The organism is Nitrogeniibacter aestuarii (assembly GCF_017309585.1).
GTDB lineage: Bacteria > Pseudomonadota > Gammaproteobacteria > Burkholderiales > Rhodocyclaceae > Nitrogeniibacter > Nitrogeniibacter aestuarii.
Genome location: NZ_CP071321.1, coordinates 2,402,847 through 2,416,389 on the forward strand (window position 1 = coordinate 2,402,847; position 13,543 = coordinate 2,416,389).

Annotated in this window: 14 protein-coding genes and 1 pseudogene; 4 read left to right on the forward strand and 11 right to left on the reverse strand. The window is 60.1% G+C overall.

The genetic code is table 11. The features are described from left to right. Window positions 1–277: 277 nt before the first annotated feature. The 7 genes and pseudogenes from J0W34_RS10980 to mltG all read right to left on the reverse strand — a co-directional run. Window positions 278–1,141 (reverse strand): annotated as a pseudogene (locus tag J0W34_RS10980) (IS3 family transposase); the annotation flags it as partial. Between the two features lie 859 nt (window positions 1,142–2,000). Then, complete coding sequence (locus J0W34_RS10985) at window positions 2,001–2,681, reverse strand: ankyrin repeat domain-containing protein (RefSeq protein ID WP_230968831.1); 681 nt, start codon at window positions 2,679–2,681, stop codon at window positions 2,001–2,003. A 3-nt stretch (window positions 2,682–2,684) separates the two neighbouring features. Next, window positions 2,685–3,452, reverse strand: a complete 768-nt coding sequence (locus J0W34_RS10990; protein ID WP_230968832.1) for a TatD family hydrolase — start codon at window positions 3,450–3,452, stop codon at window positions 2,685–2,687. A gap of 5 nt (window positions 3,453–3,457) precedes the next feature. Further along, a complete protein-coding gene (locus tag J0W34_RS10995) occupies window positions 3,458–3,817 on the reverse strand; it encodes a PilZ domain-containing protein (protein WP_227814480.1) in 360 nt (119 codons plus the stop codon). 59 nt (window positions 3,818–3,876) lie between these two features. Continuing rightward, window positions 3,877–4,929: a DNA polymerase III subunit delta' gene (gene holB / locus J0W34_RS11000; protein ID WP_230968833.1), complete on the reverse strand. Its 1,053-nt coding sequence runs from the start codon at window positions 4,927–4,929 to the stop codon at window positions 3,877–3,879. After that, a complete protein-coding gene (gene tmk / locus J0W34_RS11005) occupies window positions 4,926–5,558 on the reverse strand; it encodes a dTMP kinase (RefSeq protein ID WP_230968834.1) in 633 nt (210 codons plus the stop codon). The genes holB and tmk overlap by 4 nt, the downstream gene beginning before the upstream one ends. 5 nt (window positions 5,559–5,563) lie before the next feature. After that, window positions 5,564–6,562 carry an endolytic transglycosylase MltG gene (gene mltG / locus J0W34_RS11010; RefSeq protein WP_230968835.1) on the reverse strand — a complete coding sequence of 333 codons (999 nt, stop codon included), beginning with the start codon at window positions 6,560–6,562 and terminating at the stop codon, window positions 5,564–5,566. Between the two features lie 103 nt (window positions 6,563–6,665). Here mltG and ygfZ point away from each other — a divergent pair, with 103 nt between their 5' ends. Genes ygfZ through J0W34_RS11025 form a run of 3 tightly spaced genes read left to right on the forward strand, consistent with a single transcriptional unit; the run spans window position 6,666 to window position 8,742 of the window. Further along, window positions 6,666–7,709 (forward strand): CAF17-like 4Fe-4S cluster assembly/insertion protein YgfZ, encoded by a 1,044-nt coding sequence (gene ygfZ / locus J0W34_RS11015; protein ID WP_230968836.1) that lies wholly within the window; start codon window positions 6,666–6,668, stop codon window positions 7,707–7,709. Beyond that, entirely contained in the window at window positions 7,706–7,984 is a 279-nt protein-coding gene (locus tag J0W34_RS11020) for a DUF4936 family protein (RefSeq protein WP_230968837.1), read from the forward strand. The genes ygfZ and J0W34_RS11020 overlap by 4 nt, the downstream gene beginning before the upstream one ends. Beyond that, window positions 7,975–8,742 (forward strand): NRDE family protein, encoded by a 768-nt coding sequence (locus J0W34_RS11025; RefSeq protein ID WP_230968838.1) that lies wholly within the window; start codon window positions 7,975–7,977, stop codon window positions 8,740–8,742. Before J0W34_RS11020 ends, J0W34_RS11025 begins: the two co-directional genes overlap by 10 nt. Here the strand turns inward: J0W34_RS11025 and J0W34_RS11030 are convergent. Genes J0W34_RS11030 through tadA form a run of 3 tightly spaced genes read right to left on the reverse strand, consistent with a single transcriptional unit; the run spans window position 8,720 to window position 10,088 of the window. Then, on the reverse strand, window positions 8,720–9,139 hold the full coding sequence (locus tag J0W34_RS11030; protein ID WP_230968839.1) for a GNAT family N-acetyltransferase: 420 nt from the start codon (window positions 9,137–9,139) through the stop codon (window positions 8,720–8,722). The two genes, J0W34_RS11025 and J0W34_RS11030, sit on opposite strands and share 23 nt — an antisense overlap. Then, window positions 9,136–9,615: a L,D-transpeptidase gene (locus tag J0W34_RS11035; RefSeq protein ID WP_230968840.1), complete on the reverse strand. Its 480-nt coding sequence runs from the start codon at window positions 9,613–9,615 to the stop codon at window positions 9,136–9,138. Before J0W34_RS11035 ends, J0W34_RS11030 begins: the two co-directional genes overlap by 4 nt. Beyond that, window positions 9,612–10,088, reverse strand: a complete 477-nt coding sequence (tadA, locus tag J0W34_RS11040) for a tRNA adenosine(34) deaminase TadA (RefSeq protein WP_230968841.1) — start codon at window positions 10,086–10,088, stop codon at window positions 9,612–9,614. The genes J0W34_RS11035 and tadA overlap by 4 nt, the downstream gene beginning before the upstream one ends. 163 nt (window positions 10,089–10,251) lie before the next feature. Between tadA and J0W34_RS11045 the strand changes: the two genes are divergently transcribed. Then, window positions 10,252–13,374, forward strand: coding sequence for a PAS domain S-box protein (locus tag J0W34_RS11045; RefSeq protein WP_230968842.1), 3,123 nt, complete (start codon window positions 10,252–10,254; stop codon window positions 13,372–13,374). Here the strand turns inward: J0W34_RS11045 and J0W34_RS11050 are convergent. Beyond that, a complete protein-coding gene (locus tag J0W34_RS11050; RefSeq protein ID WP_227814469.1) occupies window positions 13,358–13,543 on the reverse strand; it encodes a DUF6116 family protein in 186 nt (61 codons plus the stop codon). The genes J0W34_RS11045 and J0W34_RS11050 overlap by 17 nt on opposite strands.

Here is a 13,543-nt window from a genome sequence, read left to right on the forward strand (position 1 = left end):
GCGAACGCTCGTTGCGCCCACCGTTCTGAAGCAACAGTAAGTATGGGGTTGCGATGCCGAAATGCCAATGTCGAACTTCGTACGTTAATTTCGTGCCTGAAACGTAGCTGAGACAACAAACCGAGACTAAATCCAATCGGCTCTGCGCCGCAGGGGCTACGTCATGCCTTGGGCCAACAACAGGAGCAGTGCTCGGTGGATAACACGCACTCAACCCGAAGTTCCTAACCTACTGGTTTTATTGGGCTGGAGTTCCCAGGATTCTGTGGACACCGAGCTACTTGCGGGTTGCTGCGGCTTCAAATTGTTCGGGGCTGACTCCCGATAAATGCTTGTGTCTTCGCGTTCGATTGTAGAAGCCATCAATGTATTCCGCGATATCTTCGGTCGCTTGCTGACGCGTGTTGTAAATGCGTTTCTTGATGCGCTCCTTCTTCAAGCTCGAGAAAAAGGATTCGGCGACGGCATTGTCCCAGCAGTTGCCTCGCCGGCTCATACTGGGCCGTAGACCATTTGACCGACAGAAACGACGCCAGTCGTCGCTGCCGTATTGCGAGCCTTGGTCGGAGTGCACGATTGTGCCGTCTGGCTCGCGCTGACGCACGGCGATCATGAGAGCGTCCAAGACGAGCTCTCGATGGATGGATTGGCGAGTGGCCCACCCAATGACTTTGCGCGAGAACAGGTCCAGTACAACTGCCAAGTAGAGCCAGCCCTGCCAGGTCCGGATATACGTGATGTCGGTAACCCAGACTCGGTTGGGCTGTGAGACGTCAAAATTGCGCTTGACGAGATTGGGGATCAGCTCAGCTGACTTGCCACCAGCAACGTAGCGACGGGTCCGGTAGCCGCCTTTCGCGTGCATCCCATTCTCTTTCATCAGCCGAGCAACACGATGCTTGCTGCACGTCTCGCCAGCCTCTCTAAGATCGAGAAAAACGCGTGGAGCACCGTATACACCTTGGCTTGCATTGAACGATGCTCGGATCAGGCCGATCAAACGTCTGTCTTCGCGAGCCCGATCAGAGACCGGCTTGGTGAGCCACGCGTAGTAGCCGCTCGGCGCTACATTCAGCAAGCGGCACATCATTTGAACGCTGTACTCTTTCTCGTTGTTCTTGATGAACTCGTACTTTCGCCGAACGGCGCTTGTATGTGGTTTGTTGGGCACTTGTTACCTCCGGCGTTTCGTTCGCCATCGTCACAGTGTCCACAGAATCCTGGGAATTCCAATTTCCGAATTCGAGGTTTGCAAACGATGACGATGGTCAGCGGATTTTAAAGAGGCCTGTAACTCCCAAGAGTATCGGTTTTTGCGCGTGGGAATGTTTGCACTTCATGTCGGCCGAACGTCCGGGGAGCGGCCCAGTGCCGCCTGTTTTCATCGCTCAGGACACCGGCCGCTCAGGCCGATTTCTAGACGCTCCCTTGCAAGCGTCCCGACCCGTCCTGCAAAGAGGGTCGCATCCGGGGGAGGGCGCGTTTGGGATTGTGTCCCCAGACGTGGCGTAAGAAGCGCAAGTCGTTAATTTCGGCAGGTCATCCGCTTCGGTTTGGAAGGAGCACATGTCAGGCAGCTACGGCGGGCAGACTGACATTTGGATTGTCTCCAAATTCGGCGACCGTCACGACGATTGCACGGCGTCGCTTTTACTCGCGACTTACACAAGCAAATGGAGGGTTGCGCCAACGAGTGACGTGTTTGGCTCTCTAGGGCCTGCACATGTTTCAGTGCAAACGGAGCAACGTCAACGGCTCAGTGGTGGCACTAATAGTTTGACGTTTGTAAGCAGCTCAATTTTTTTGCTGACTAAATTCTACGGTTCTTAGCCGATGCACCGAAGTGGGGCAGAAATCGTACGAGATTCTCCAAACCCGTCAATTTTTAGTACGGCGGACTTATTTTCAATTCCTCGAACCTGCATTCTTGTGTTTACATAATCTTAATTATCGCTGTTTTATATCACGATGGAAGGGACATCATTGATGTCCCTTCTGGCTTACTTGATCTCGATGGTCAAAGGCTTGGGTTTGATGCCGCGTGCTTTGAGGTTAGCGTCAATCAGACCGGCCGCATCGGTGTTCGACTTTTCCAGGGCCCAACTGCGCGCGGTCCGGCCCTGATCGTTTTCGAGCGTAGCATCCGCGCCCTTCGACAACAGGTAGCGAACAACTTCGGTATGGCCGTTGCGTGCGGCCAGCATCAAGGCGGTGGCCTGGTTCGGTGCGCGCTGGTCGATGACCGCACCGCGATCGATCGTCCGTTTGACGATCTCGAGATGACCGTTGAACGCCGCATAGATCATCGGCGTCCAGCCCGTGTTGCCGATGGGTGCACCGGCGTTGAGCAGCATGTCGACGATTTCGGTGTGCCCTTGAAGTGCGGCCAGTGAAAGCGCTGAGTCACCGGCCGGATTCTGGTAAGCGACCTGAGCGCCCCTTTTGATCAGCAGATCGACAATCTCGACGTTTCCTTCGCGTGACGCGAGGATGAGCAGTGAATTGCCGTTTTCATCGACGGTGTCCGGCAACAGCCCCTGGTCGAGCAACGACGACAGTTCGCTGGTATTGCCCATGCGTGCGGCGTTGATGGAGTCGTCGTAGGCTGCGGCCAGTGCGTGGTTGCTCATGGCGAGCGCTACGGTGACGGCGACGGCGACGGCACCGATCAGTGATTTCATGACTCAGAGTCCAATACGAAAAAGTGTCTTGAAGTTCTCGCTGGTGCGCTCGGCGACAGTCTCGACGTCGATCCCGCGCAATTCAGCAATATGTTCTGCGACATGTTTGACGAAGCCAGGTTCATTCGTCTTGCCACGGAACGGAACCGGTGCGAGATACGGCGAGTCGGTTTCGATCAGCATGCGGTCGAGCGGCACGTACCTGGCGACTTCCTTGAGCTCTTTCGCGTTCTTGAAGGTCACGATGCCTGAAAACGAAATGTAGAAGCCGAGGTCCATGGCGGCGCGGGCGACCTCTTGGCTTTCGGTAAAGCAGTGCATGACGCCACCGGGCACATCGGCGCCCTCTTCGCGCATCAGGCGCAAGGTGTCGTCGGACGCACTGCGCGTATGAATGACCAGCGGTTTGCACGTTTCCCGTGCCGCTCGAATGTGCACCCGAAACCGATCCCGCTGCCATTCCGGCGCATCCTTGTGCCAGTAGTAATCGAGGCCGGTTTCGCCAATGGCCACGATCTTCGGGTCATTGGCCAGTTCGACAAGACGTGCGACGTCCGGCTCGTCGACGTCCTCGTTGTCCGGATGGACGCCGACCGAGGCGTACAGATGCGCGTGCGCTTTGGCCAGTGCCAGCACGTTGGGAAACGTTTCAAGCTTGACGCTGATGCACAGCGCTGTATCCACTTGATTTTCTGCCATTTTTGCAAGGATCTCATCCTTGCGTTCGACAAGCTCGGGAAAATCGAGATGGCAGTGACTGTCAATGAACATGAAATCTACAGGGTATGTGTTGGTCGATTTGAGCCCAGATGGCCCGCAAGAATGTTCTCGATACGGCCGCGCAGCACCTTGCTTGCGTCGTCGTCTGCGAACTGGATGCCCACGCCCTGGGTCTTGCCGCCCTGGGCGCCGGCAGGCGTGACCCAGATGACTTTGCCGGCCACGGCGTGCTTGGTCGGGTCTTCCATGATCTGCAGGAGCATGAACACCTCATCGCCCAGCTTGTACTCACGCCCGGTCGGCACGAAGATGCCACCGTTGTTGATGAAGGGCATGTAGGCGGCGTAAAGGGCCGACTTCGAGTTGATGTTCAGCGACAGAACGCCTGGGCGGGCTGCGGCGGCGGGTTTGTTCATCACCTTCTCCGTGCTGGGGCGCGGTCCACGCGCCCTGCTGTTTTCATTCGAACACCGTGTTAACGCGCAGGTTGGGCCCGGACTTGAGCCGGACGTACCGCCTTGGCGTAACGCATCAGCAGGTCTTCAAGCACAAGGCGAAAATTCAACGGGTGGCTGGCCGCCCGATGAATCTGAACCAGTGCATTGTAGCAATCGACCAGCGCACGCTCGTCGGCGCGTGCGACCACCGCCTGCATCTGGTCTGCACAATCCGGAAAGAATCGCGCATTGGCCCCGAGTGCCAGCGCCCCCAGATCCCACACCCAGCGATGAACCCAGTCGATGAGCATGGGCAGATCGAAGCCGGCGTCGGTTGCATTCTTCGAGCGCAGCCAGGCATCCCAGTCACCTGCCACCATGACCGGATCGTTCGGCGGCATGCCAAGCAGGTCCTTGATCAGACGGCGACGCAGTTCATGGCCCTGCATGTCCGCGATCCTTTGGGCGGCCAGCGGCATCCCCCCTGCCAGCGCCAGCAGTGCGGCACCGCCCTCCCCGATCGATTCCTGCAACCAGGCGCTCGACGCATTGGCGTCGGGCCGCGGGAAAAACCATTGCTGGCAGCGGCTGCGTATGGTCGGCAGCAGGCGGCGCGGCGCCGAGCTGATCAGCAGGAAGAGGGTTTCGGGGGGCGGCTCCTCAAGTAGCTTCAACAGGGCATTTGCGGTGTTGGTGTTCATCGCCTCGGCGGGATCGATGAGCACCACCCGGGTGCCGTTCTGGTGTGCCGTAACGCCCAGCTTGTCGCGCAAGGCCCGAATCTGGTCGACCACGATCTGCGTCGACGGCTTGGTCTTGCCCGAACTCTGTTGTTCTTCCGGCAATTCCGCCTCGGGTACCACGCGAATGAGGTCAGGGTGATTGCCTGACATGCGCAAGCGGCATCCCTCGCATTCGCCACACGCCTCGCCAGTCGCGTTTGGCTGAGCACACAGCACCCGAGCGGCGTAGCTTTCAGCGAAATCCCGTTTGCCCTGGCCTGGTGCGCCGCTCAGGAGCAAGGCATGCGCCCGTCGGCTTTCGCCCTGAACCACCTGACGCCACAAGGGGGCGAGCCATGGATGAATCATGCGCCGAACCGCTCGATAAGCGCGCGTTCGAGTGCCAGGCCGATGGTGTCCGGATCGAGCGAAGCATCAATGACGCAGAACCGGTCCGGCGCCGCCTCGGCGCGCACAAGATACGCGTTGCGGACACGGGCGAAGAAGTCTGCTTTTTCTCGCTCGAAACGATCCGGCGCCTCGCCGGTGCCGGCAAGTCGTTGCGCCGCGACGGCCGGGTCGAGATCGAACAGAAAGGTGAGGTCGGGCTGCCGGTCCGCATGCACCCAGTGCTCCAGCACGTCGAACTTGGCCACGTCGAGTCCGCGCCCGCCGACCTGGTAGGCGTAGGTGGCGTCAGTGAAGCGATCGGACACGACCCAGGTGCCTTCTGCGAGCTTCGGTTCGATCAATTCGGCCAGGTGTTGCTTGCGTGCGGCAAACATCAACAGGGCTTCCGTTTCGAGATCCATGGACTCGTGAAGCAGCAAGGCGCGCAGCTTTTCACCCAGCGACGTACCGCCGGGCTCGCGACTCTGGACAAATGGATGATCATTCGCTGCAAGCCAGGCGCAGCAACGTGCAATCTGGCTGCTCTTGCCGGCGCCGTCGATACCCTCGAACGTAATGAATCTGGCCCTGGTGGCGGTTTCGCTCATGAGTCTCAACGCTTGAGTTGGAATTTGCGTACGGCACGATTGTGCTCGGCGAGGCTTCGAGAAAACTCCGACGAGCCGTCACCACGTGCGACGAAATAATAGTACTTGGACTCGGGCGGATTCAGCGCCGCCCGCAGTGATGCCAGACCGGGCATGGCAATCGGCGTGGGTGGGAGGCCATTGCGGGTGTAGGTGTTGTATGGCGTGTCGCGCGTCAGATCATTGCGACGCAGGTTGCCATCAAAGCGCTCACCGATGCCGTAGATTACGGTCGGATCGGTCTGAAGCAGCATGCCGACCCGAAGCCGGTTGATGAACACCGACGCAATCATCGGCCGATCTTCGGCCTGCCCGGTTTCCTTCTCGACGATGGACGCCAGTATCAGGGCCTCATAGGGAGACTTGAGCGGTAGGGAGGTATCGCGCCCGGCCCACTGTTCCGCAAGATGCGTCTGCATCTGCTCATAGGCACGCTTGAGCACGTCGATTTCGGAGTCGCCCCGATGGAAGCTGTACGTATCGGGAAAGAACAGACCTTCGGGATGCGATTCCTCGGCACCGATGCGCTTGAGAATTTCAGCATCGGTCAGTTGAGCGGTTTCGTGCGTGAGATCCTCATTCTGCTGAAGCGCCTGACGCACCTGGCGGAAGGTCCATCCTTCGATCAGGGCGACCGATCTAAGAATGACGTCCCCGCTGACCAGCTTGTCCAGCAATCCACGAGGCGAAATGCCCGACCTGACTTCGTAACTGCCCGCCTTGATCTGGTGCGCCTGGCCGCTCAGCCGTGCCATCCAGTAGAAAAACCGGGGGTCAATCTCAACGCCCGCGTCAGCGACAAGCTGGGCGACGTCGCGCATGGAGGCGCCTTTGGGGACGGTCACCTCGGTCACCCCCTGGTTGACCTCAAGCCCGGAATCGGCCTTGTTTATGGCCCACAGCGCAGCACCGGCCACGAGGAGGATGGGAACAATCAGCAGGACAATGAGAAATCGTATTTTCATCAAGGCGAAAAAGAGAAGTCAGTATGCGTCGGGCGCGAACGCCGACGCGCAGCGGGGCTTATAATAGCCGATCACCTCTACCCCTGATTACGACCTGACTGTCATGACTATCTGGAACACTCTGCTCGACGGCACCAGCCTGCGTGTCGAAGGCAACCGAATCGTATCCGACGATGCTTCTGCCGACGTGGCCAATGTGCGCAAGGGCGCCGTCATGGTCCCGCTCGTGCACCTCAAGGGTATCGAAGCCCAAGGTGAAGAAGTCACCGACTTCCTCCACAATCTTTTCTCCAACGACGTCAAGAAGCTCTCGGCGGACTCGGCGCAATGGACAAGTTTCAACAGCCCGAAAGGCCGCATGCTGGCCAGCATGCTGCTGTGGCACGCCGATGGAGGCTATCGGCTGGCGTTGGCGGCAGACGTGCACGAAGGCATTCTCAAGAAACTTCGCATGTTTGTTCTGCGCGCCAAAGTGGCGCTCAAGGACGGGACCGAGGACCGGGTGTTGCTGGGTGTGTCCAGCGACGTGCTCGCCGAGTGCTTGGCCAAGGCCAACCTGCCGGTCCCTGCAGCGCCCATGAAGTGCGGCCAGCGCAATGGCGTCTCGGTGATCCGCCTCGATGCGAAACGCGTGGTCATCGATGCGCCGACCGGTGCCATGGCCGACATCTGGTCACAGCTGCAGGCCCAGTCCGTGGCCCCGGCGGGCACCGCCGCCTGGAACTGGCTCGACGTTCAGAACGGCATCCCGCTGGTGACCGAGGCCACCCAGGATGACTTCGTCGCACAGATGCTCAACTACGAACTCATCGGCGGGGTCAGCTTCAAGAAAGGCTGCTACCCGGGCCAGGAAATCGTCGCGCGCACGCAGTACCTCGGCAAGCTGAAAAAACGCATGTATCACCTGCAAGGCCCGGGCAATACGGACGCCAAGGTCGGTGACGAGCTGTTTGCCCCGGCATTCGAAGATCAGGCCATCGGCAAACTCGTGACGGTGGCCCCCGCCCCCAATGGCGGCGTGGAGGCACTGGCCGTACTGCAGATCCAGGCGGCTGAAGAAGGGCAGATCTTTCTCGGCTCGCCCGCCGGCACCAAGTTGCGACTCGCCGCACTGCCCTACTCCCTGGATGTCGCACAAGGTCAGTGAGTCAGATCTACGTCTATTACAAGGTGACGGCGGCCAATCGTGCCGCCGCCCTTGCGGGCGCGAAAGCGCTGATTGCCCGGGCTGCTGCCGACGTCGGTGTCGATGGCGCACTTTCTTGCCGGGCGGAAGATCCGCTGACCATCATGGAAGCGTATGACGCCGTACCCGACGCGCAGGCCTTCATGGCCTGGCTTGACGCGGCAGTGTCATCCGGTGGCTTGCGCTCCCTGATCGAGGGGGATCGTCATACGGAGCATTTCGTCCCGTGTGCCTGATTGCACTTGCCTGGCAGGTCCATCCCCGCTATCCGCTGATCGTTGTTGCCAACCGGGACGAGTTTTTCGAGCGCCCGACAGACCTGGCCCACTGGTGGCCAGATCATTCGTCGCTGTTCGCGGGGCGCGATCTGGAAGGCGGTGGCACATGGCTGGGCGTAACGCGTGAGGGGCGCTTTGCCGCGCTGACCAACTTTCGAGATCCGACACGGAATTCGCCCGACCGACGCAGCCGCGGGGAGCTCGTCGTCAATGCGCTCACGGCAGACGACGAACAATCGTGGCTCGGCCGGCTTGAAGCGACTGCAGCGGCATACAATCCGTTCAACCTGCTTGCCGGCAATCTCGATCAGCTCTTCGTTTTTGCAAGTACAACGCTCAAGCTCCGCCCAGTGCCGCCCGGGATTCACGGGCTGTCGAATCACTTGTTCAACACGCCCTGGCCAAAGCTGGAGCAAGCCCGCAAGGCACTTGCCGACGCGATCGATGGCATCGACACCCCGGCCGATCTGCTCCAGTTGTTGAACGACGACACGCCTGCCCCTGACGCGGACTTGCCCGTCACCGGGGTGCCCCTGGAATGGGAGCGCAGGCTATCGAGTTGCTTTATCCGCGCGCCGGGTTACGGCACTCGAAGCACGAGCGTCGTGATGTTTGACCGGAACGCTCAGTGCGAGTTTGCCGAACAGACCTGGAACCCCGACGGAACGCCATCTGGGCGGGTGTTCGAACGCTTCAGTCTGTCTGGCGTGTCATGAGCTGGTGGGCAATGCCCGCCTCCATGAACACGTCCCCCTCTGACTGGAAGCCGAATTTTTCGTAGAACGGCAAGGCCGAAGTTTGTGCATGCAGCGCAAGTGCCGCCGTGCCACGGTCGCGGGCGGCAGTGATGAGATGTTCGAGTATTGCGCCCCCATGGCCCTGCCCGCGACAAGCTCGATCGACGGCAATCCGCCCAAGATGGCCGTCTGGCAGCAAACGACCGGTGGCGATCACCTCCCCTGACGCGTTCTCGATCCAGGCGTGCAGGCTGATCGCATCGTGTTCGTCCTCTTCCATTTCGATGGGGACGCCCTGTTCATTGACAAACACGGCGATACGTAGCGGCAAGACATGTGGTCGTGCCTGCAGCCAAGCCCCGCTCAAGACCTTCATTCGACGATCTCGATATGTAGACCCGCTTGGACAAGATCGAACAGTTCGATCACGTCATCGTTGCGCATGCGGATACAACCATGGGATCGTGCCACGCCCATGGGCTCCGACTCCGGCGTGCCGTGAATGTAGATATAGCGACGCATGGAATCGCAGTCGCCGAGGCGGTTGCGTCCGGGCTCGGTGCCCGACAACCACAGAATCCGGCTGAGAATCCAGTCGCGCCCGGGCTGTGATGCATCGAGTGTTGGCGACCAGACCTCGCCGGTGGGCCGACGCCCCCTGAACGCCGCGTATTTGGGCTGTCCGCGACCGATGAGAGCGCGCACGATGTGATGTCCGCGCGGCGTACAACCCGATCCGTTCTGCTCCCCCGCACCATTCAGTGCCGTTGAGACCGGGTAACGCCGAAACAGGGTGCCATCGTCGGCAAAGAGATCGAGCTGCTGGCGGCCGAGATGAACCACTGCTTTCATTCCATCTCCTTCTGCCTTTTGGCTGCTGCACGGCGATGAGCGAAAAATGACCTCAGCTGCTCGGCGCAGGCGTCGGCGAGCACGCCCCCTTCAATCCGTGCGTGGTGGTTCAGGTTTGGCACCTTGTACAGATCGAGCACACTCCCGGCGACGCCCGTCTTGGGATCGGGCGCACCGAACACGACACGGCTGATCCGGGCGTGAAATATGGCACCCGTGCACATCATGCATGGCTCCAGTGTGACGAATAACTCGCAGCCAGGCAGCCGATAATTGCCCAGGCGCCGCCCGGCATCGCGAAGGGCGACAACCTCGGCATGCGCCGTGGCATCGTTGAGGCTGATCGGCTGGTTGAACCCCTCCCCCACGATTTTCCCGTCGAAAACCACCACGGCACCCACGGGCACCTCGCCTTTCGATGCGGCCAGGTGCGCCAGTTCAATGGCACGGGCCATGAAATTTTCGTCTGTCATGCCTCAAGTCAATCGCCTTGGAAGCCGCATTTTATCCGTGTAGGGGAAGTTACGCGAAATACGGCGCCGATACATTCCAAAGCGCACGCGCAGCCGATAGACTTGTTAAAACTTATAAATTGCACCCTTGGCAATACATCCACACACCATCGCGAAAATCGCAGTGCTCTGCGCCTGGCTTGTCTGGCTGGGCGTGCAGGCGTTCGCCGACGCGCCGTGGAATGTGCTCAGCGCAGTGTTGCCCATTCTTGCCACTGCCCTGGTGTGGCGAAGGCACGCAGTCCGACGAACCGGATTGCATTCAGACGAAGATGACACCCGCGACGCAGCGTTGCCTCGCTGGCGACTGACGTTCGCCGGCGAGCGCGCCACACTGCGTGCACTCAACGTCAGAGCCGAAGAACTCAATGCGTTGATCCCGGAGCGGGAAAGCATCCACTGGAAGGCGCTGGTCGAGCATCAGGCCCCCTTGATCGTTGGCGCCATTGATCAAGCGTCGGGCGCATGGGCACTGCACACCGACACCATGTCCGGCAACGACGTCACGATTCTGGGCGTGCCTGCCAACGATCAGGACACCTGCCGTCGCGAACTCGATGCGCTGCATCAGAAGATCGCTGATGCACTCAGTTGCAGCGTTCACGTTCTTTATCGGCTGGACTACAAACGCAAGGCCTACGAATACATCTCGCCTGTCGTTGCACGCGTGTGCGGGGTTTCCATCGAGCAACTGCGAATGGATGATGGTCTGCTGGCGCTTCACGCACGAATCCCGCCGGACGATCTGGAGCGAAATCGCGAACTCATCCAGGCGGCCATCGCCAATTGCCGACGAGAGTACGCCGACTGTAATCTGGAATACCGGCTGCGCGACATCAAGGGCAGAACGCGCTGGTTCCGTGATTCGATGCGCATCTTTCTGGACGCCGAGAAAAACATTGCCTATCTGAACGGTGCCATTCTCGAAATCACGGAAACCCGGATGACGAGTGAGCATTTCCGGGTCACTTTGCACTCCATTGGCGACGGGGTGATCACCACCGACGCTCGCGGTCGCGTATCACTGCTCAACACCCAGGCCGAAGTGCTTACCGGCTGGTCACAGGCGGATGCACTGGGTGAGCCGGCTGATCGCGTCCTCCGATTGCGCGACGCGGACGATGACGCTGACCTGGTGTGCCCGGTCGCAGAGGTACTCAAGAGCGGTAAAACGGTTCGCAACGACGGCGCACTCAATCTGGAACGTCGCGACGGCGCCCGGATTGCGATCACCGTCAGCGCAGCACCCATCTTCGGTTCGGGCGACGGCGCCACCCAGGGGGTCGTGGTCGTGATTCGGGATGAACGCCAGACACGTGAGTCTCTCGAGCGCCTGCACGAGAGCGAATCGCGCTACCGGACACTGGTTGAGAGTTCGCCGGTCGGCATTTTTCACTATGACCAGGGTTTGCGCATCACCTTCCTGAATCAGCGCTTTGCGGAGATTCTGGGCAGTACGCAGTACGACCTGATCAACACGCCACTGGCCACGCTGGCAGATCAATCCTTCATGCCGACCATTCGTGCTGCCCTGTCGGGACAACCGGGGCGCTACGAGGGCGAGTACCTGCCTTCCGACGGGAGCGCTCCGATGCGCCTGTCCATGCGCACGGCGCCCGCCCTTGGCGTGACCGGTGAAGTGCTCGGTGGTGTCGCCATCGTTGAAGACAACACCGCGCGCTATGAAGCGGAGCGCAAGTTGCGTGAAAGCGAAACGCGATACGCACTGGCCATGCGCGGCACCAACGAAGGGCTGTGGGACTGGAATCCGGTGTCCAAGGAGTTGTTCCTGTCTTCGCGTCTGATGGTGCTACTGGGCGAGTCGGCCGAATCGATCCGGACCACCAGCGACGCCTGGCTAGCCCGCCTTCACCCCGACGACCGCGAGATTTACTACGCACGCATGGTGGCGCACCTGAAGGGCGAGACGAATCACTTCGAGTTCGAGTTCCGCCTGGCCACGCATTCCGGCGATTACCGCTGGTTCCGATCTCGTGGTGTGGCGCAGCGCGACGATAACGGCACGGCCTACCGGATGGTCGGTTCGATCGGTGACATCACGGCGCGCAAACGCGCCCAGATGCAGTTGAACAACGAACTCACATTCTCGCGCACCCTGGTCGACAGTCTGCCCGTCGGACTCTGCGTGACCCGTCGCGATGGCACCATTACCCTGATCAACCAGCACTTTTCGCGCATGGTGGGCCTCGCCACCCGGGACCTGCGAGAGTTCAATTGCGTCGAACTGGTGGTCGAAGAGGACCGCCCCTTCATCTATCAGCGGATGGAGCGCGCCTTCGAGGACGGACTCGCCTGGGCCGAAACAGCCCTGATCAATCCGGATGAAGACCCCCTGCCCGTCAATTGGCTCGTGCGCCGGGTCAAACTGTATGACAGCGACCAGTTGCTATGCATCGCCACGGACATTTCCGACCGCAAGCGCGCCGAAGAACAGATGCGCAACCTCAATCGAGAGCTTGAGCTCCGGGTCGAGGACCGGACCCAGCAGCTTGCGGCCGCCGTCAAGGAGCTCGAAGCGTTCAGCTATTCGGTGTCGCATGACCTGCGAGCCCCGTTGCGCGCGATTGACGGCTACTCGCGCATCATCCGCGACGACTATCGCGAGGCATTCAACGATGAAGCGCACACGCTCTTCGACCGCATGCTCGCGGCAGTCGCGCGAATGAGCGAACTGATCGACGATCTGCTCGAGCTCTCGCGTGTGTCACGCCGTCCGCTCAAGCGGCGCCTGATCAACATGAGCGCTATGGCTCATGTCATTGCCGACAACCTTCGTCATGCCGATCCGTCACGTGAGGTGAGCTTTGACATCGAGGACGGCATGGAGGTCATTGCGGACGAAAATCTGCTCAAGATCGCCATCGAGAATCTGCTCGGCAACGCCTGGAAATTCACCTCCAAATGTGACCAGGCGCGGATCCGCTTCTACCGTCAGAGACGCCCGGACGAGATCGCCTATTGCGTGGAGGATAATGGCGCGGGTTTCGACATGCGCTATGCGGACAAACTGTTCGGTGCCTTTCAGCGACTGCATACCGACCGCGACTTTGAAGGGACAGGGATCGGCTTGGCCACCGTCGCGCGCATCATTCAGCGCCATGGCGGAAATGTGGACGCCGAAGGCGCCCCGAACGAGGGCGCCAGATTCTACTTCACGTTGGGTGAAAGCGATCTGGCCGGCAGTGAAAACACCTCAACCGAGCGGGAGACTAACGACGCTTCGTGAGATTGGCGAGCAACAAGGTGGCCAAACCCAGCAACAGCTCATCCGCGAGCGGGATGGGGTCCGGCACGAACAGATCGAGTATGAAGAGCCCGGCTGTCAGGGCCAGCAACTGCGGGAAGCGCAATCGACTGGCCCAGTTGAGCACGGCGGCAATCAACGGTGTCTGCAC